Below are 18,753 nucleotides of genomic sequence, written 5' to 3'. Positions count from 1 at the left end.
AGATGGAAATCTTCACGACGCTTCCGCTCCAAATTTGGCGTTCCATTCCGCTTCCGAGGCCAGCGGGGTGCGGACGAGTTCCATCCACGCGCGATATTTTTCCCAAGGCAGCGGTTGCCGTTGGGCGAGGCAACGCGAGACGCCTTTCAGCGCGGCCAGCCACCAGGCCGGTTCGCGCACGACCCAATCCAGACCGCGCTTCCCGGCGTAGCCGAATTGACGGACGAGGCGGAAGAGTGCGACGCCGAGGCATTGCGGCGCTGGGCAGCGCAGCAGCACGCTCCAGAATTCGTTGCGCGAGTGGCGCTGGTGGGTGCGGATCTCGTTGCGCTGCGCGCCGGTGAAGTGATGGCGGATGGTGATCGAGACTTCGTGCCAGACCTGCCAGCCCGCGGCGGCACAACGCAGGGCGAAGTCGGGTTCCTCGTAAGCGTGGAAAAAAAAACCAGGATAGCCGCCCAGTTGTTCGAAGACCGAACGGCGGATGGCTGCTCCCGAATTGGCATAGCTGCCAACGAATTGCGAGGGGCCGAAATCGGTGGCGGTCAGCGATGCGGGAAATTCATCCGAGCGTTGCGGAAAGGAAGCGACGGCGAGGCGGGGCCGCGCGGTGAAGAGATCGCGCAGGCGCGCGATGCAATCGGTCTCGAGGGGATAGCTGTCGTCATCGAGGCTGAGGAAGATGTCGCCACGGCAGGCGGCGGCGAGTTCGTTGCGCGAGGGAATGGAGCCTTGCGCTTGTTCGTGGATGAGTAAGCGGGCTTGCGGATACTTGTCGCGGAGCAGTTCCAGCGTGCCATCCTGGCAGCCATCCACGGCGATGAGGATTTCGTCTGGCGGGGGATTCAACGTGGCCAGCGCCGCGAGGGTGCGGGTGAGTTCGTCGCGGCGATTGTGGGTGGTGATGCAGACCGCGACGGTAAGACTCATGGTGCGATCTCCCGCAGGACTTTCGCCGGATTGCCCACCGCGATGACGCCGGCCGGCAACGATTTGGTGACCACGCTCCCGGCACCGACCACGGTGCCCTCGCCGATGCTCACGCCTTTCAAAATGGTGACATGCGCGCCAATCCAGCAGCGGGCGCCGAGCCGGGTAGGCGCGGTGACGAGCGGGCCGTCGGCCGGTGCGGCCCACGCACTCACCGTGTGATCGTGATCGGTGATGTAGCAGAACGGACCGATCATCGTGCTCTCACCGATTTCGATGAGTTCATCCGCATCGATCATCGTGTGGCGATTGATGTACGTGCGAGGACCGATGACGATGCGGGCGCGATCGCTGGTGGCCAGGAGGACGACGCCGCGATCGAGAGCCGCCCCATCCTCCAGCGTGATGCACTGTGGGCGCTGCCGCACTTCGATGGCCCGTAATGAGACGTGGCCATGGATGTGCATGCCCGAGGAACGGTAGTAAGCGATGCGCGCGCGGGAGGTCAGGCCCTCGAGAAAGCGGGTCAGGTCCATGTGCCGAGGAGTTCCTGCTGCCATGTGGGCCCGCGTTGCCGAAGGATGCTGATGCTGGCGAAAAGGCGATGGAGCAGCAGCTTCCACGTGAGCACTGGCTCGCGCAGGCCGAGGATATCGTGCGCGACGAGGCGTTGATGGCGCACGCGCATGCGGGCGAGTTCGCGAGTGTTACGCTTGAAGGTGCTCGGGGCGTCGCGGTGCTCGAAGGTTGCCGTGCGATGAAAATAAAGCTGGTGCGTGCGGCTGACGCGGGCGGAAAGATGCACGTCCTCGAGGAAGCTGTAGCCCTCGAACTCGGGGAACTTTTCCCGCGCATACAGCGGGGTGCGGTAGAAGACGCAGGTCGAGTTCAGCCAATCCGCGGGAATGAGTTCGCTGTCCGATTCCGTGTAGGTCGGCAGGCAATTGATCGCGGCGCCGAAGAGCTTCCCGCCGTAGGTGGGGTGCGGGTAGCCGGCCTGGAGCCGGTAGTAACAACGCAACAGACCGCTGGGGACGCGATGTTGCATGCCGTCGATGCGCGCGGCGATGCCGCCGATCTTTTCCTCGGTGTCCGCATCAAAGGTGGCGACGATTTTCTCAAAACTGTCCGGCGGGACGAAAACGTCGTCATCGACAAAGGCCACGATGGGGGTGGTGACGAGCGCCGCTCCCTGGTTTCGCTGCACGGCGGCGCTGGGCTTTTTCGCGCGTTCGTAACGGACGGGGACCGGCGCGGCTTCCACGACGGCGCGGGTTTTGTCGTCGGGAGAGGAATCCACCACGATGACGGCCGCAGGGGGGCGGGTCTGGGCGGCGATGCTGGCCAGTGTGGTACGCAGTTCTTCCGCTCGTTCGTAGGTCGCGATGACCAGACTGTATTCGAGTGGAGCGGGCATGTGGGTTTAACGGCGGGCAGCAGCGAGCCTCTCCGCGCCCGTAAACCCTAGCAGGCGGTGCGCCAGCCGATAGCTTCGCGGGGCGGCTGGGCCGGCAAGATGAATGAGTCCCCGCTTCTTTCGCTCCTGAAAATAGGCCGCTGCCTCCGCTAAATCCTGCCGGGCGAAGGTGCGGGACATCTCGAAAAAGGCCTGGCCGGCGACCCGGGCGTGTTCGGCGGTCCAGAGGCCGCGAGACTGCATCCAGGCTTGCAGGGTGTCCATCAGCTCCGTGCGCACGCGAATGACCTGCCGCGGATCACGGCGACAGACGGTTTGCTCGGACCAGATGCGGTAGACGGCGTGGGGGGTGGGAGCGTAGCGGAAACGCAAACCGGCCTGCAAGGCACGGAGATAGAGCTCGTGTTCCTGGCAGCAGGGCTGGCCTTCTTTCCAGCCGCCGATCGAGTCGAGGGTGCTTTTGCGCCAAAGCGGGCCTCCGGTCTGGGGAATCTGCCAGGCCAGCCATTGGCTGTAGAGATCGAGCCGGGTATCGATGGGCCCGGGCTCCCGGGTTTTCTGGCCGAGGTCCTCGATCCACGTTGGACTGTAAATGATGTCAGCATCCGCGCCGTCATCGGCTTCCGCGAATTGCTGCGCGATTTTCTCCGGTTCGAGATAGTCGTCGGCGTCGAGAAATTGAATCCATTCGCCGCGGGCGGCGCAGAGGGCCTGATTGCGCGCGTGATTGCCGCCGCGGTTTTCGGTGACGATGAGCTGGATCTGGCCCCCGAATTTCCGTGCGATCTCGGGCGATTCATCGGTCGAACCGTCGTCGACCACGATGACTTCCTTTTCCGGCCACGTCTGGGCGAGCGCGCTTTCGATGGCCTGGCCCAGCCATCGCGCGCTGTTGAAAGAGGGAATGCCGATGCTGACCAACGGCTTCATGCGAGCGAGAACTTCCGCTGCCAGACCTCATAAAGCCAGAGCGCGTAGAGCGTGCGCTCGCCTTCCCAGGTGCCCGTCTGAAAATCGTTCCATGCCGAGCGCATCAAGTCGCGGTCGAGAATCGTCAGGCAGGCGGAATCCCTGGCGAAAATGGTCGCCTCGACAGGTTCGCGCAACGGACCGCGGAACCAATCGCCCAAGGGCACTGGGAAGCCGCGTTTCGGCCGGTTGAGAGGTTCGTGCAATTTGCGCGAGAGGCAGTGGCGCAGGACGAGCTTGCCCGGTCCCGCTGGCGGCAACTTGAGTGAAGACGGCATGCGTGCGGCGAGCTCCGCGACGCGCAGATCAAGGATGGGAGTACGCAGTTCGATGGAGGCGCCCATGCTCATCTTGTCGGCTTTCTGGAGCAGGGATTCCGCGAGTTGCCAGTTGAGGTCGAGGGTGAGCAGCGAACCGAGCACGTCGCGCTGCGGTTGGAAGACGCTTTCGGCAATCGTGCTGGCGCGCTGGCGCAGGTGGCGCAACTGATCGGCGTTGAGGCCACGGGGCTGCCGCACGTCGCCAGGCAGACCTTCGATGCGCAGGGTCACCGCTTCGCTGGCGCGCGTGTGATGCGTGCGCAGACCGAATCGCTGCCAGCGCGAGGGGCGCGACGCCGGATCGGCGGGCGGAACCAGCGGGGCGAAGCGGCGCAGCTTCTCGGAGCGTTGCAACGTGGCCATCATCCCGAGATAGCGTGTGTCGTAGCCGGCGAAAAGCTCATCCGAGCCTTCGCCGGAGAGCAACACTTTCACATGGCCGCGCGCGAGCTCGCAGACCTTGAGCACGGCGAAGGCGGCCGGATCGCCGACCGGTTCATCGAGATGCCAGGCGATTTTCTCGATGTTGTGCAGAAGATCGTCGGAGGTGAGTTCCAGGCCGTGATGCTGGGACTTGATTTCGGCGGCAGTGGTGGCCGCCCCCTGGGTCTCGGATTCCGGGCCACCGAAACCGACGGTGAAGGTCTGCATCTTCCCTTCCTGCAACTCCTGCGCGTAGGTGCTGACCACCCGGCTATCGAGGCCGCTGCTGAGCAGGACGCCGACGGGGACATCGGCGCGCAGGTGCATTTTCACGGAGTCCGTGAGGACCGCATCGAGTTCTTCCACGGCGGGCTCGAGTGCGGTGAGATCGGGAACTTCGTTGAGCTCATAGCGCCAGTAGCGATGCGGCTCGAAGGATTGGAGACCTTTTAGTGGCAGACTGAGGAAGCAGCCGGCGGGCAGCTTCCGAATATGCCGGAAGTGCGTGCGCGGCGCAGGCAACGACATCCACGAGACGTAGTCGAGGAACGCCTCGGGATCGCGCTCCTTGCTCACCCACGGCAGGGCAAGGAGGCTTTTCAATTCCGAGGCGAAGGCGAGGCGCTCGCCGCTGGTCGTGTAATAAAGCGGCTTCTGGCCGAAGTGATCGCGGGCAATGAGGACGCGGTTCCTGTTCTTGTCGAGCAGGGCGAAAGCGAACATGCCGCGCAGCCTGGCGAACATGGCGTCGCCGAGTTGCTCGTAGAGATGCACGAGCACTTCCGTATCGGTGTGCGTGCGGAACTCGTGTCCGCCGGCGATCAGTTCACGCCGCAGTTCGAGGTAGTTGTAAATCTCGCCGTTGAAGACGACGCCGATGGTTTCGTTCTCGTTCCAGATCGGCTGCCAGCCGCCTTCGAGATCGATGATGCTGAGCCGCCGCATGCCGAGGCCCAGCCCCGGCGCGACATGCGTGCCTGCGCCGTCCGGTCCGCGGTGGGCCAGGAGGTCGAGCATGCGTTGAAGATGGGCGGCGCCTTCTTCTGCGGAGAGTGATGGATCAATGAAGCCGGCGATGCCGCACATGGTGATGTTGGTGGACCTTACTTAGCCTCCCGCGGGCCATTGGCCTAGAGCGAACTCGCTGTGGCGCAAATCACGGTGTCGGCGCCGGGCTGAAGAGGAACCCGAGCAAGTCGTTGAAATCGGCCGGCGCGATGGTGGTCTCAAAAAATGGGTGGCATAAGCGGAAAGCTTGGATTGAGTTTGGGGTCTTGATCTTCGCGCGCGGGACGCTGACTGGTTTGCCCGTCACGTCGGTAAATACGAGTAATTCGCCCTCTTCGGTGGACGTTCAAGCCTGGCGAAGGTCTGGGCCGTTCGCTGGTTTCCGATGATGGTCTGGCGGAACAATGGGGTCCGACGTTGGCGGGTGGGGATCGAGGATGTCCTTCGATCACGCGATGGGCGCCCGCGGGCGCCGATGCCATCGAGGGCCGGGCCGATATTGGCGCCCTGGTTGTGGATCTTGTGACAGACGGCGCAGTTTTGCTGGAAGATCTGCGCGCCGTGGATTGAATCGGGCTTCGCTTTTTCATACGCGGTGGCGCGCTGGGAAATGACTTTGTCGAGGCGCTCGTCCTCGGGTGGGAGATCCTTGGTCAGCGCGGTTGCGCGATCGCGCAGCCCTTGCGGTCGCTTTTCCAGGGCGGCGGTGACGAGGGGATTGCGCAACAGGACGGGCGTGGCTTTTCCTTTTTCGATGGTGCTGATGAGCGACTCCGCGCCGGAATCGGTGGCGGCGAGGCCCGCGGCGATGAAATTCCCGACGTCCGTAGGCGCGTTGGGCAGGGCGGCGAGTAGGGCCGCGCGGGCTTCGTCGGTATTGGACTGGTTGAGGAGTTCCGCGGCCCGTTTGCGGAATTTCATCCCGGCCGGAGTGGCCAGAACCTGGCCGAGAATAGAACGCGCAGCATCGAGATTAGCGAGCGCTTCGAGGGCGGCGATGCGCAGCGGTTCGGACCGCTTGGCGTTCGTGGCAATCTTCGCCAACGGTTCGAGCTTCGCATCGAACTTCGCCTCGCGGACGCTCTCGATGGCGGCTTTCAGCATCCAATCATTATTGCTGGCGAGGCACTCGATCATGATCTTGTGCGTCCAGGCGACGGTTTCCTCGGGGAGCGTGATGCCGCGCTGCCGGGCAGCTTGGGCAAGTCCGTCGGCGGCGACGAGGCGTTGCAGCAGCGGTGCGTCGCCGATTTTCGCGACGAGATCGGAAAGCAGGCTGAACTTTTCCGAGGGCAGATGCAGGGCGACGTGCTTGAAGTATTCCCCGATACGCGGCGAACCCAACCCATGGCGCTGGAGGTGGCCGAGGAGGAATTCCGCGGATTCCGCGGTCGGTACGGCTACGGAAACATCGGCGATGTGATCGGCCGCGGCCGCGTTTTCTTCCGCACCGATCTGCGTGACCGCCTGATAAGAGTCCGGCAGCAGCAGGCAATCGCGCAACGCCATGCGCAGGGCGTAGGTGAGTTCGGTGTCGTCCTTGTCGACGTGGTCGGATGCATCGAGCAAAGCGGTCAGCACTTCCGGAATTTCTTTCAGGGATTGTTCGCGCAATTTCTTCGCGCGCTCGTTGTCGTCCTCGACGTCGTTGCGCAGCGCGATGACGGTCGCGGAGATGGCCCGCGCGGCGTTGCGTTGCAGGGTGGGGCGGTTCGGATCTTTGAGGGCGAGCCGCTGCTCCGCGAGCGTCAGACCGGGGATGGATTTTTCCCGGAATTCGCCGAACCACTGGAGACTGTGGCTGGCAAAGGCATCCGGCATGCGGAGCAGCGTGGCGGCGTTTTGCTCGGAAGAGAGATTGGTGTTGAGGAACCATGCGGCGCTGAATCCCGGTTTGAATCGTTCCATGACGGATTGTTCGGTGATCAGCCGTGAGAGGGTGGTCGGATCCACCTTCACCGGACCGGGTTCCGGCGTGAAGAGGTTGAGGGGGATCGTCTTGAGGAACCGATTCGCAACTTCATGCTGAGCGCGCTCGCCGATGCGATCCACGAGTTCATTCGCGGCCAGGCGTCGGGTTTCGAGATTCACGTCGCCGAGTTTGTCCAGAAGATCATTGGTCCCGAGGTGGCCAAGGTCGGGTGGAGTCGCCGCGGGTGTGTCTTTCTGCTCGCCGCGATAGACGATGCGCCAGATGCGGCCGTGCTTGTGATCGCGTCGCGGATCGGCGAGTGGGAATTCGTAGTGGCCGATGATCGGGTTGTAGAAATCGGCGATCCAGAGCGCGCCGTCGGGACCGAGTTTCACCTGTACCGGACGGAACCAAGGGTCGTCGCTGACCACGAAATCCGGCTGGCGAACGGCTTGCGGCGTCGAGCCATGCCATTCGAGTTTGTCGCGATTGACCCGGCGGGTGACGGGGTTGCCGTTGAAGAGATTGCCGCGATATTCCTCGGGGAATTTGTCGTCGGCGTAATAGGCGATGCCGGCGATGGCGGTGGAACCGTGGCCGTCGTCGGTGATGCGCGGCGCGAAGCCAAGGCCGTCGTGTTGCTTGCCGATGCCCTCGTAATAACCGCCGCGCTGGAGCATGTAGACGGGTTTGGAGTGCGAGTCGGCGCTGTAGAAATTGCCGAGCGGATCGACAGCGAGGCCGAAGGGATTCGTCTGCCCGTGCGTATAGATCTCGAAGGCGGAGCCGTCCGGGCGGAAGCGATAGGTGTTGCCGCTTTCGAGCAAGGTCATGCGACCATTCAGGTCGTGAATCTCGCTGTGATTGCGGAAACCGTGCGTGCCGTAGATCCAGCCGTCGGTCCAATAGAGGAAACTCGACATGCCGCCGTGGGTGTCGAGATAGCCGGCCGTTTCGTAGAGCGGCACGCGGCTTTCGGCGAAGCCGTCGCCGTCCCAGTCGGTGAGCAGCCAGATTTTCGGCACGGAATAAACGATCGCGCTGTCGCCCTTGGGCGCATGCCCGATGTGTCGTCCACCCAATGGCGCGCGTTTCACCATCGCGGGATTGGGATCAAAGTTCGGCAGCAGGCCATAAGCCGCGGCGATCGCCGGAGAGCCGTGCGGCAGGGGTTGGATGCCGCTGGGAATGTTCAAGCCATCGGCGAAGACGCGGATGGTTTTGGCGTGGCCGTTTTGATCGAAGTCCGACAACACGCGCACGGTGTCGCGCGCTTCGGTGGAGGGATGCGGCGCTTTATCGCCGACATGAAAGGCGCTGGCGATGTCCGCGAAAGCTTTCTCGTAGCCGGGGATGGGTTGGCGGGAGGCATCCGTGCCGGCGGGCCAGGGATACATCTCCGAACCGGTGACCCACAGGCGCCCGGCGCCGTCGAAGGAGATATTGATCGGCTTCTGGATATCGGGCTCGGCGGCGACGAGCTGGATCTCGAAACCTGGTGGCAGGTGAAATTTGGCGCGTTCTTCTTCGGGCGTGCTCGGGGGAGAGTCGGGATTGTCGCCGCGCACATTGTCGGCAGCGAGGGCCATGCAGGGGGCGAAGAGGAACAGGAGACTGGCAACAGGACGAAGCTTCATGTTCTGGAGGAGGGGAGGCTCCAACATTGGCGGGAAAGAGCCAACTGCAAATGCAGCGATCGTGTCGCCGCTTTACTTCGCGCCCGAGCCGCCTCCGGAGGTCGAGCTTGATCTGTGAGACCGGTGCGTCATGGTTCGCGCGTGCTTCGTTATTTGTTTCCCCTCGTTTTCACCGCCCTGGGTCTCGCCATTCACGCTGCGGATTGGCCGGAATTCATGGGGCCGACGCGTGACCAGGTTTCCACCGAGACCGGGCTGATCGATACGCTGCCCGCGCAGGGGCCGCCGCTGGTTTTCGAGAAGAAGGTGGGGAAGGGTTACAGCGCGCCGTCGGTGCGGGGCGATACGATGGTCATTCATCATCGTGTGGAAATGCAGGAGATCGTCGAGGCGTGCGATGCGCGCACCGGCCTTACCTATTGGAAGTACGCTTACAAGTCCGACTATCGCGATCCCTTTGGCTACAACAACGGGCCACGCTGCACGCCGCTGCTCACCGCGGACCGTTGTTACACGTTCGGCGCCGAAGGGGTGCTGGCCTGCCTCGACATCACCACGGGCAAGGAAATCTGGCGGCGCGACACGCAGGGGGATTTCGCGGTGCCGGAGGCGTTCTTTGGCGTGGGCAGTACGCCGGTGCTGGAAGACGGCTTGCTCTTCGTGCAAGTGGGCGGCCAGCCGAACTCCTGTGTCGTGGCCCTGGATGCGAACACCGGCAAGACCGTGTGGGAGAATGTCGGCGAGAAGACATGGAACGGACAGCCGATGAATGGCTGGCCGGGCGAACGCACGGTGCACTGGAGCATCAACGATCCAGCCTACTCGATGATGGCCAGCTACTGCTCGCCGGTGTTGGCGACGATTCACGGCAAACGGCACCTGCTGGTCTGCACACGCCAGGGTTTGGTCTCGCTCGAGCCGAAGACCGGGAAGGTCAATTTCTCCTACTGGTTTCGCGCGCAGCAAGATCAGTCGGTGAATGCCATGACGCCCGTTGTGCAGGATGACCTGATTCTCATCTCATCCGCGTACTACCATTTGGGTTCGACGGTGTTGCGCGTGGACCCAAGCGGAACGGCGGTGACGCCGCTGTGGAAGGGGTTGCAGTTGGAGATGCACTGGACGCGTCCGGTGTTGCTCAATGGCTTCCTTTACGCGTTTAGCGGACGCAATGAGCCGGATGCGTTTTTCCGTTGCGTCGAGATGAGTTCGGGCAGGGTCGCGTGGGAGCGCCGCGAAGGCTGGCCGAACGGCAGCCACGCGAAGATTCCCGAAGGCGTGGCTCCGCCGGATGTCTATGGCCGCGGCTCGGCGATCCTGGCCGATGGCAAGTTGATCGTGCTCGGTGAGGCTGGCCTGCTGGGTTTGGTCAAACCGAGCCCGGACAAGCTCGAGGAACTCGCTCGTTGGCAGGTGCCGCAGATGCACTACCCGTGCTGGACCGCGCCGGTGCTGGCGAACAAGCGGCTTTATCTGCGCGATGAGGATCGCGTCGTCTGCTACGACCTCGCGAAAAAGCCGTAGGCGAGCAGCGAGTTCTTACTCATAATCCTAATCTTAATCTTAATCCCGCAGCGTTGCTCCCCAGGAGTAAGATTAGGATTAAGAGTAAGATTAAGAAAAGAAGGTTACGCCTTGCCCCAGTGCTTGAGCAGCGTCTCGGCCATGACCGAAGGTGTTTGGGCGACGGCGATGCCGGCGGCCTTGAGCGCTTCGATCTTGCCTTGGGCGGTACCTTTGCCGCCGCTGACGATCGCCCCGGCGTGGCCCATGCGGCGTCCGGGAGGCGCGGTGGCGCCGGCGATGAACGCGGCAATCGGCTTCTTCACATGATCCTTGGCCCACACGGCGGCTTCCTCTTCCTTGTCGCCGCCGATCTCGCCGATCATGATGATCGCTTCGGTTTCAGGGTCATCGTTGAACATCTTCAGCACGTCGAGGTGGCTGGTGCCATTGACCGGGTCGCCGCCGATGCCGACGCAGGTGCTCTGGCCGTAGCCGCGCGTGGTGAGCTGCCACACCGCTTCGTAGGTCAGGGTGCCACTGCGCGAAACGACGCCGACGTTGCCCTTCTTGTGAATGTAGCCGGGAGCGATGCCGATACGGCAGCCGCCGAAGGATTTTTTCGCCGGTGCCAGGGCGTGACGAGGCCAGGGCAATTCGGGCCGATGAGACGCGTCTTCCTGCCTTGCATCGCGGCCTTCACCTTCACCATGTCGGACACGGGAATGCCTTCGGTAATGGCCACGGCGAGATCGAGTCCGGCGTCGACGCACTCGAGAATGGCGTCGGCGGCGAAGGGCGGCGGAACGAAGATCGCGCTGACCGTCGCGCCGGTCTGCTTCGCGGCTTCACCCACGGTATCGAAGATCGGGACCTTGTGGCCGTTGTGCTCGAAGGTCTGGCCGCCTTTGCCGGGCGTGACGCCGGCGACGAGCTGCGTGCCGTAGTCGAGTGAAAGCTTGGCGTGGCGGGAGCCGAAGTCGCCGGTGATGCCCTGAACGAGGAGGCGGGTTTGCGGGGTAACGAGAATGGACATTGGAAAGTACGGAGCGGGAAAAAGGGATTAGTGGTGGCCGGGTTTGCGTTTGTGAATGATCACCGTGTTGCCGTCGGGATCAGAAACCATGAGCATGTGGCAGACGGGCGTTTCGAAGGGACCCATCTTGATCGGAGTGCCGGAGGTCTGAATAGCGGCGACTGCTTCATCGAAATTTTCCACCTCCAGCCCGACGGTGCAGCCGTCGCCCGTCGGCTTCCAGCCTTCGTATTTGCCGAGGCTGAGCGTGCCGCTGGCGATGTCGTATTCGATCCAGTGGCCTTTCTCGCCCATGTCTTGATCCTGCGTCGCCTTCAAGCCCAACACACCCTCGTAAAACTTGCGGGCGCGCGCTACGTCCGTGATGGGGTAAGCGGAAAAAGCGATTTCGGCGATTTTCATGCGACGGGACGGGTTAGGCGGCTTTCTTGACTTCGGCGACGATTTTTTTTGCGGCGTCGGCGAGATCGCTGGCGCTGATCAGCGCGAGACCGCTCTCAGCGAGCGTCTTCTTGCCGGCCTCGACGTTGTTGCCCTCGAGGCGGACGACGAGCGGAATCTTCAGCCCCACTTCCTTCGCCGCGGCGACGATACCGGTGGCGATGACGTTGCAATCCATGATGCCGCCGAAAATGTTGACCAGGATGCCTTCGACGTTCGGATCGCTGAGGATGATCTTGAACGCCGCGGTCACCTGATCTTTCGAAGCGCCGCCGCCGACGTCGAGGAAGTTCGCCGGCTTGCCGCCCGCGTATTGAATGATGTCCATCGTGGCCATGGCGAGGCCCGCCCCATTCACGAGGCAGGCGATGTTTCCATCGAGGCCGATGTAGTTGAGATTGTATTCGCTGGCGGCGACTTCGCGCGGATCTTCCTCGCTCTTGTCACGCAGCGCGACGATCTCCGGCTGACGATAGAGCGCGTTGTCGTCGAAGTTGAACTTCGCATCGAGCGCGAGGATCTCGCCCTTGTCGGTGACGACCAACGGGTTCACTTCGATCTGCGAGCAATCGCGCGCGAGAAAGAGTTTGAACATGTTGGTGAAGAGCTTCGCCGCCGCATTGATCTGCGCGCCGCTGAGACCGAGCGCGCGGGCGATCTTGCGCGTCTGGAAGGGCTGCAGGCCGAGCGTCGGGTGAATCGGCTCACGGAAGATTTTCTCCGGGGTGTGCTCGGCGACGGATTCGATATCCACGCCACCCTCGGTGCTGGCGATGACCACCGGTGCGCCGCTGGCGCGATCGAGGAGGATGGCGAAGTAGAGTTCACGGGCGATGGTCGCGGGTTCGGCGATCAGCACCTTGTTCACCTGTTTGCCCTCCGGGCCGGTCTGATGCGTGACCAGCACCTGGCCCAACATCTGGGTCGCCAGCTCGCGGACTTTTCCGATCGAGTCGGTAATCTGCACGCCGCCTTTGAATCCATTCTTAAACGTGCCCTTGCCGCGTCCGCCAGCGTGGATTTGCGCCTTCACGACGAATTCCTTGGTGCCGAGTTTCTCGGCCACCGCCACCGCTTCGTCCGGGGTGGCAGCGACGCCGCCTTTAGTCGTGGCAACACCGAATTTTTCGAAAAGTTCGCGAGCTTGGTATTCGTGGATATTCATTGAGCAAAAGTCTGGGAATGGCAGACGCGCTCACGATCAAATCGCCAAACGCAACCGCCCTGCGCGAAGCGCAGCGATGCAACGTGCCGTAGCCCGCCGGGGAATTACAAGCCGGTACCGACGTATTGCGCCGAATAAGTCTCGACCTTCATCATCGCACCCATCGCCGGCGAGCTCTGCATGTCGTAAACGTTGTTGCTCACGAGCGACTCGTTCTGGGTGTCAAAGATCATGACGTCCTTTTTCGTGCCGGGCGCGCTGCGCTTGTCCGTCGGCGTTTCGATCGCGACGTAGCGGGGCAGCTTCTTCCGGAGCGCTTTCTTTTCGTCCTTGGTCGCGGGAGCCTGATTTTCCGCCACGGCATGTTTTTTCCCCTTGGTGACCGGACCGGTGGCCGACTGCGATTCGCGGTAGGAGCGCAATTGCGCCGCCATGTAAGCGCGCGCGTGGGCCTCGGCGACTTTGCGCTGGTACTCACTCGCCTCGCGGCGAATCATCGACGTTTGCGTGGTGATGATGCGCTCCATGACGTCCATGGCGAAGGCCGGAGGCAGGGCAACGAGCGTGACACACAGGATGGCAGTGAGCTGCAGATAACGCGGGATCGATGTTTTCATGGGAGAGGGGAGTGGAAGTGAAGGTTGAGTTCAGGTTGCTTGCCCGGCTCATTTAAAAAACGAGCCGGCGCAGCCAGCTGGATGGGCGTTCCTTATAGGGAACCGGTGCCGACGTATTCTGCGTTGTAGGTGTCGATCTTGGCGGTCGAGCCCGCGGACGGGGTCGACTGCACGTCGTAGACGTTGTTGCCCACGATGGATTCATTCTGGGTGTCCCAGATCATGACGGATTTCTTGGCCTTCGAGGGGGCTTGCTCGCTGCGCTCGGTATCGACCGCGATGTAGCGATGCTTTTTCCGGAGGGCGACTTTCTTTTCGGGGGCGAGGCGGCCGTAGTAGACGCGGGCGCGCTCTTCGGCGATGCGTCGCTGACGCTCGGTCGCCTGGTGCTTGGAAATGACGTAAGCCGTGAACGCCACGACCGCGCCGGTGGCTGCGCCGATGGCGATGGATTCGCCGGTGCTCGCACCGGCTGCCCGAGCGATGCCACCGGCGAGAACACCGGCGGTGGTGCCGAAGACCGCGGCGTTTTCACCGGGGGACATGTTTTCGCAGGCGCTGACGAGCAGGGAAATGGAGGTGGCGAGGGCGACAGTTTTGAGCGTTCCGGGTTTCATATCACTGGTTTGATAAAAGTTAATAAGCCGCTGGTGCGGTGGCAAAGCAATTCTGGGATGGTAAAGGGACGCCTACGGTGTAATACGCACGGGCGAAGGGCGGTGGTTGGGAGCGATGTTGCCAGTGGCGCAGAAGTCGATTCCGCCTGGAGCGCTGCCGCGCTTAATTTTCCTCGCTATAGACCACCTTGTGCTCGTTGCACCAATCGACGGCCTGGCGGATACCTCCGGCGGCGGCCTTCTTGTAATAGGTGATGGCCAGCATGGGGTTCTTCGAGACGCCCACGCCTTTTTCCAGGACCGAAGCGTAGAGCCACATGCAGAGGGCGCTGCCGCCTTTGGCGCCTTTCTCGAAAAGTTCTGCCGCCTTTTTCTGATTTGCGGTCACGCCTTCTCCCTGGAGGTAATGGATGCCCAGGTTGCCCCCAGCCTCGAAGTTCCCCTTATCGGCGGCTTTGCGGTAATAATCGACGGCCATCTTGTAATCCTTGGGAACACCCAGCGCATGGTCGTAGCAATAGCCGAGCAAATCCATGGCTCGGTCGCTGCCGGAGTCGGCGACTTCGGTCAGCATCTTCACGGCGCGGTCGGCATCCACGCTTACTCCCTGGCCGTTGAGGTAACAGGAAGCGAGTTCGTATTTGCCATTGGGGTCGCCCTTGTCCGTGGCGGCCTGGAAGAGCGACACCGCCTTTTCCATATCCTGCGGCACGCCGAGGCCCTTCTTCAGCATCAAGCCGTACTGCACCATGCCGGTGGGATCGCCCTTTTCGGCGGCGGCGGACAACCACTGGGCCGCGGTGCGCGACTCGCGGTTGCGCAGGGTGTCGCCGATGAGGAGCATGGCGGAAAGGACACCCTGTTGGGCGCACTCGAGAATCTGGCCGCGCATGGTCTGGAACTCCTCGAAACTGATCGGGCTCGGACGATCGCGCAGATGGTTGAGCATCGTTTCCAGATGGTTTCTGCCGACCGGAGACTCGGGGAATTCCTTGGCGACCTTCAACCAGGCGTCGAGCGACTTGGCCCAATCGTTGTTCGACTCGAGGATTTCGGCGTCGGTCACGGCCGACTTGAGCAGTTCCTGGCGGTTCGGTCCTGGCGGCGGAGTCGCCGGAGCCGGCGTGGCCGGCATGGGAGTCACTGGAATCGGCGTGACCGGAATCGGGGTCGCCGGAATGGGCGTAGCCACCGGCGTATTGTCCGCCACGAGAGGCGTATTGGTATTGCTATTCCCAGTGGTGTTGGAATCGCTCGTGTTGTTATTGGCCGTCGGGTTGGCCGTGTCGATCGGCTTCGGCTTCGGGTGCAGGAAGTAGAACCCGGCGGCCGCGGCGATCGCCAGAAACAGCGCGGCGAGCCCGCCGATGAGCGCGATCGGCACCGTTTTGGGTGGCGGCGTTGGCGCTGCCGTATGGGTCGGGACGCGCGGTACTGCTGGAGCTGGAGGCGGTGTCTTGTCGGTCTGCCGCTTGGGGATGGACGGAGGGGGCGGAGCGGTCGGAGTTGGAGCGACCGGCGGGGTCGGCGCGGTCATCGGAGCCCGCGATTCGGAACGGCGGACTTGGAGGCCACGGAGGCCGGCGAGAGCCGCGGCAAATTCACTGACCGACGGGAAGGAGCGCGCCGGATCGAGCGCACGGCGCAGCACTTCGTTGCCTTCCTCGGAGAGCGTGGAGAGCGGCGTATAACGCGCGGTAGGTCCGCCAGGACTGCGCAGGGCCACAGGTGAAAGCGTGCCGCCGAGAATCTCGTAGGTGACCGCGCCCAATGCCTGAACGTATTGCGGCCGGGCATCCATGCCGGGGACCGAGCTCTTTTCCGAACCGGCGATCATCGTCTGCGCGCCAGCCCAGGTCTGGGAGGCGGCGAAATCGCGTGTCGCGCCGAGCGGATAAAGCTTCAGCTGAAACGCGGGCCACGAGCTCAGGGGTGACCGCAGAAGCTTTTCCTTGGCCACGGATTCCTGGCCGGGAAAATGGATGTGCAACTGGTGGAGGCCGAATTCCAGCGTGTTCAGCCCGAGGCTGAGCGCCTGGTCCGCGCCGGCCGCCGCCTGCTGCAGGAGGGCAATCGCTTCGTCGGCATCGAGTTCCCGCCGCGCCTTGAGCAGGTCGAGAACGGTGAAACCCTCGGTCCATTCCAGCACGAGGAAGCTGCCCCGATCGACGGTCTCGAAGCCGAAAATTTTGAGCAGGTTCGGATGTTGGACCGGCAGCAATTTGTCGACCTCCCGCTCGAGGGCACAAAGGGCGACGCTGTCGCTCAGTGCCTCGGCGTGCAGCACGATGAGGCGCACCTCCGTCTTGCGCTCCGTGTCGTAAGCACGAAAGACCTTGCCGGCATTGGTTTCACCGCACGATTGCGCCACGCGATAGCGGTTGGCGATCGTCGAATTCGTCTCGAAGCTGCCCATCCCCGAGCGCATCGAGGAGTCGTCCAGCAGGGTGGCGAAATCTTCCGTCTGCTCTACCGCTTCGGCGGTCATCGCTGGCGCGCCGCCTGCGCCGGTGATCTTGCCGATGGCTGCTTCGATCGCCTTGCGCAAATCGTTCGGCGTCTGGAAGCGATCCGCGGGATCCTTGGCCAGCATGAGCTTCAACACCTCGGCCACCGGCACCGGCAGCTTGTCCAGCTTCTCGAAAGGCGGTGGTTTCGAGAGGTGCTGGCTCATGACCTGGGCCATGGAACCGGCAAACGGAGCCTGCCCGGCGAGCATGTACCAAAGCGTGACGCCGAGAGAGTAGATATCCGACCGGCCGTCGATTTCCTTTTCCTCGAGCTGTTCCGGGCTGGCGAAATGCGGCGTGCCGACGAAGCCACCCATGCTCAGCGTGGCGGCGTCTTCGCCATCACCGGTCACCGAGGCCTTGGCCAGGCCGAAGTCGATGACCTTGGCCACGAGTTCGTCGTCTTCTTTGACCAGCATGAGGTTCGCCGGCTTGATGTCGCGGTGCACGAGGCCGTGCTGGGAGGCGGCATTGAGGGCGCGGGCGACTTGGGCGGTAATGGTGAGGGCGATGACCGGGGCGAGCGGCCCCTGGCGCTTGATGAGGGCATCGAGCGTTTCGCCATCGATGAACTCCATGGCGTAAAACCACGTTTCACCTTCTGTGCCGAGATGAAAGACGGAGGCCACGTGCCGGTGGCGGAGCTGGGCGGCGGAGCGCGCTTCGCGGACGAAACGCTGCCGGGCGACCTCGCTGTTCAGATAAGTCGAGTTAATGACCTTGAGGGCGACGGGGATCCGCAGGCTGGTGTCGAAGGCCTTGTACGTAATGCCCATGGCGCCGCGGCCGAGCTCGAAAAGCGAGCCATCATCGCGGGTCAAAACTTCGTAGTGGTCGAAGACAGCGGAGTCGGGCATGTAAAAATTTAGGCCAGTTATTCTGAGGGCAGCGTCAAATGTTGCAGTTTTCCGCGACCTTTCGCAATGTGCAATCAGCAAACCCGGCATTCAACCCCATGGGAGCGAAACTTTCCATCCAACCAGCCCAATCCGACGCCTTCGATGTGACCATCGGAAATACGGCGACTATTGGGCGGACGCGAGAGAACACGGTTTGCCTGAGTTTTAGCCCATTGGTGTCCCGGCAGCACGCCATTATTCGCTGTCACAACGGCTGGCAATACCAGCTCATCGACCTCGGCAGCCGCAATGGAACTTACGTGAATGACCAGCGGGTGGTGATGCCGATGACGCTGACTGACGGCGCCCGCATCCGCATCGCGGACAACATCCTCATTTTCTCCGAGCACAACGACGAGAGCTCCGGCGAGCATAATGCGATGACGCTGGTCGGGACGATTTCTTCGAACGATCACAGCGTGGTCGAGTCGCGCCCGGTGGCGCTGCTGGTCTGCGACATCCGCGGTTTCAGCACGATGTCCGAGAAGATTCCCAGCGGCGACATGGCGCAGATGCTTGGAGCGTGGTTCCGCGAGACTGGGAATCTCGTGGCGCAGAGTGGGGGGACGATCGACAAATTCATCGGCGACGCAATGCTGGCCTATTGGGGCGCTGCGGGGCGGCCGGCGGCGGATTGTGGGACCGCCTTTGCCGCGGCGAAGATGATGATGTCCCTCGCGGATTCGCGGAAATGGCAGAACGGCGCGCCGTTCCGGATCGCGGTTGCGCTCCATTTTGGCAAGGTGACCTGCAGCAACGTGGGCGTGGCCGCGGAGCGCGATGCGACGATTATCGGCGACGCGGTGAACACGGTCTTCCGCCTGGAAGGGGTGTCGAAGGAGCTGAATCAGCGCGTGGTGATGTCCGGGGATTTTGCCGACCAGATGCCGGAGGTGATGCGGAAGTTCACCGACTTCGGCGAGAAGATGCTGAAGGGGAAGAGCAATCCGGTGCGGGTGTTTGGAATGCCGAATGGGGAGTGAGAAATGACGAATGCGGAATGGGGAATGCGGAATGACGAAGGCTTTGTTTCCGCGCCGCGGGATCAGTCATTTCTATAGCCGCTCACGATATGGGGCATAACGAAGACAACATCTGGATCCTGTTCAGGGACCTGATGCCGCTGTGGATCGTCTTCGCGTTCATGGTGATGGTGTTTTACATCTATGCGAAGACGCCTTCCCCTCCGCTGCCACGATGGACGCAGAACCGCTATGTTCGCTGGCTGGGCATTGCGCTTATCGCCGTCGGCGTCCTCCGAGCCGTCTTTCAGGCAATTCACAACTGGAGGCTTTTCTACGGGCTGCATTGAGGCCCGGACTCGGAATATCCCGAAGGGGTCATTCGTC

14 protein-coding genes and 1 pseudogene are annotated in these 18,753 nt (G+C 62.6%); 3 read left to right on the top strand and 12 right to left on the bottom strand.

What is annotated here, in order from left to right; translation table 11 throughout:
* Window positions 1-12: 12 nt before the first annotated feature.
* The 6 genes from CFE428DRAFT_RS20065 to CFE428DRAFT_RS20040 all read right to left on the bottom strand — a co-directional run bounded on the left by CFE428DRAFT_RS20065 (window position 13) and on the right by CFE428DRAFT_RS20040 (window position 8,616).
* Window positions 13-930: a glycosyltransferase family 2 protein gene (locus CFE428DRAFT_RS20065; RefSeq protein WP_006981462.1), complete on the bottom strand. Its 918-nt coding sequence runs from the start codon at window positions 928-930 to the stop codon at window positions 13-15.
* Window positions 927-1,466 carry an acyltransferase gene (locus tag CFE428DRAFT_RS20060; RefSeq protein WP_006981461.1) on the bottom strand — a complete coding sequence of 180 codons (540 nt, stop codon included), beginning with the start codon at window positions 1,464-1,466 and terminating at the stop codon, window positions 927-929. The genes CFE428DRAFT_RS20065 and CFE428DRAFT_RS20060 overlap by 4 nt, the downstream gene beginning before the upstream one ends.
* Window positions 1,457-2,347 (bottom strand): glycosyltransferase, encoded by an 891-nt coding sequence (locus CFE428DRAFT_RS20055; protein ID WP_006981460.1) that lies wholly within the window; start codon window positions 2,345-2,347, stop codon window positions 1,457-1,459. Before CFE428DRAFT_RS20055 ends, CFE428DRAFT_RS20060 begins: the two co-directional genes overlap by 10 nt.
* A 6-nt stretch (window positions 2,348-2,353) precedes the next feature.
* Window positions 2,354-3,277: a glycosyltransferase family 2 protein gene (locus tag CFE428DRAFT_RS20050; protein WP_006981459.1), complete on the bottom strand. Its 924-nt coding sequence runs from the start codon at window positions 3,275-3,277 to the stop codon at window positions 2,354-2,356.
* Window positions 3,274-5,145, bottom strand: a complete 1,872-nt coding sequence (asnB, locus tag CFE428DRAFT_RS20045) for an asparagine synthase (glutamine-hydrolyzing) (RefSeq protein WP_006981458.1) — start codon at window positions 5,143-5,145, stop codon at window positions 3,274-3,276. The genes CFE428DRAFT_RS20050 and asnB overlap by 4 nt, the downstream gene beginning before the upstream one ends.
* A gap of 225 nt (window positions 5,146-5,370) precedes the next feature.
* Window positions 5,371-8,616 carry a DUF7133 domain-containing protein gene (locus CFE428DRAFT_RS20040; RefSeq protein WP_157447579.1) on the bottom strand — a complete coding sequence of 1,082 codons (3,246 nt, stop codon included), beginning with the start codon at window positions 8,614-8,616 and terminating at the stop codon, window positions 5,371-5,373.
* Between the two features lie 153 nt (window positions 8,617-8,769).
* Here CFE428DRAFT_RS20040 and CFE428DRAFT_RS20035 point away from each other — a divergent pair, with 153 nt between their 5' ends.
* Window positions 8,770-10,140, top strand: a complete 1,371-nt coding sequence (locus CFE428DRAFT_RS20035) for an outer membrane protein assembly factor BamB family protein (protein ID WP_202797469.1) — start codon at window positions 8,770-8,772, stop codon at window positions 10,138-10,140.
* Between the two features lie 104 nt (window positions 10,141-10,244).
* Here the strand turns inward: CFE428DRAFT_RS20035 and sucD are convergent.
* From sucD to CFE428DRAFT_RS34085, 6 genes and pseudogenes are all read right to left on the bottom strand, one after another.
* A pseudogene (sucD, locus tag CFE428DRAFT_RS41230) lies at window positions 10,245-11,155 on the bottom strand (succinate--CoA ligase subunit alpha).
* A gap of 27 nt (window positions 11,156-11,182) precedes the next feature.
* Entirely contained in the window at window positions 11,183-11,557 is a 375-nt protein-coding gene (locus CFE428DRAFT_RS20025) for a VOC family protein (RefSeq protein WP_006981453.1), read from the bottom strand.
* A 13-nt stretch (window positions 11,558-11,570) separates the two neighbouring features.
* The gene (gene sucC, locus CFE428DRAFT_RS20020; protein ID WP_006981452.1) at window positions 11,571-12,761 is read right to left on the bottom strand and encodes an ADP-forming succinate--CoA ligase subunit beta; all 1,191 of its coding nucleotides are present in this window, start codon (window positions 12,759-12,761) and stop codon (window positions 11,571-11,573) included.
* A 104-nt stretch (window positions 12,762-12,865) separates the two neighbouring features.
* Window positions 12,866-13,378 (bottom strand): hypothetical protein, encoded by a 513-nt coding sequence (locus CFE428DRAFT_RS20015; protein ID WP_006981451.1) that lies wholly within the window; start codon window positions 13,376-13,378, stop codon window positions 12,866-12,868.
* Window positions 13,379-13,470: 92 nt separating this feature from the next.
* Complete coding sequence (locus CFE428DRAFT_RS20010; RefSeq protein WP_006981450.1) at window positions 13,471-13,995, bottom strand: hypothetical protein; 525 nt, start codon at window positions 13,993-13,995, stop codon at window positions 13,471-13,473.
* Between the two features lie 163 nt (window positions 13,996-14,158).
* On the bottom strand, window positions 14,159-17,362 hold the full coding sequence (locus CFE428DRAFT_RS34085; RefSeq protein ID WP_006981449.1) for a protein kinase domain-containing protein: 3,204 nt from the start codon (window positions 17,360-17,362) through the stop codon (window positions 14,159-14,161).
* 98 nt (window positions 17,363-17,460) lie between these two features.
* Between CFE428DRAFT_RS34085 and CFE428DRAFT_RS37590 the strand changes: the two genes are divergently transcribed.
* Together CFE428DRAFT_RS37590 and CFE428DRAFT_RS19995 are read left to right on the top strand one after the other, a co-directional pair.
* Entirely contained in the window at window positions 17,461-18,387 is a 927-nt protein-coding gene (locus CFE428DRAFT_RS37590) for an adenylate/guanylate cyclase domain-containing protein (RefSeq protein ID WP_162145292.1), read from the top strand.
* A gap of 89 nt (window positions 18,388-18,476) precedes the next feature.
* The gene (locus CFE428DRAFT_RS19995) at window positions 18,477-18,716 is read left to right on the top strand and encodes a hypothetical protein (protein ID WP_006981447.1); all 240 of its coding nucleotides are present in this window, start codon (window positions 18,477-18,479) and stop codon (window positions 18,714-18,716) included.
* Window positions 18,717-18,753 lie beyond the last annotated feature (37 nt).

Origin of the sequence: Chthoniobacter flavus Ellin428, assembly GCF_000173075.1 — a bacterium.
Taxonomy (GTDB): domain Bacteria; phylum Verrucomicrobiota; class Verrucomicrobiia; order Chthoniobacterales; family Chthoniobacteraceae; genus Chthoniobacter; species Chthoniobacter flavus.
Note: the sequence above shows the minus strand (reverse complement) of the source record. Positions and strands in the feature narration are given on the sequence as shown.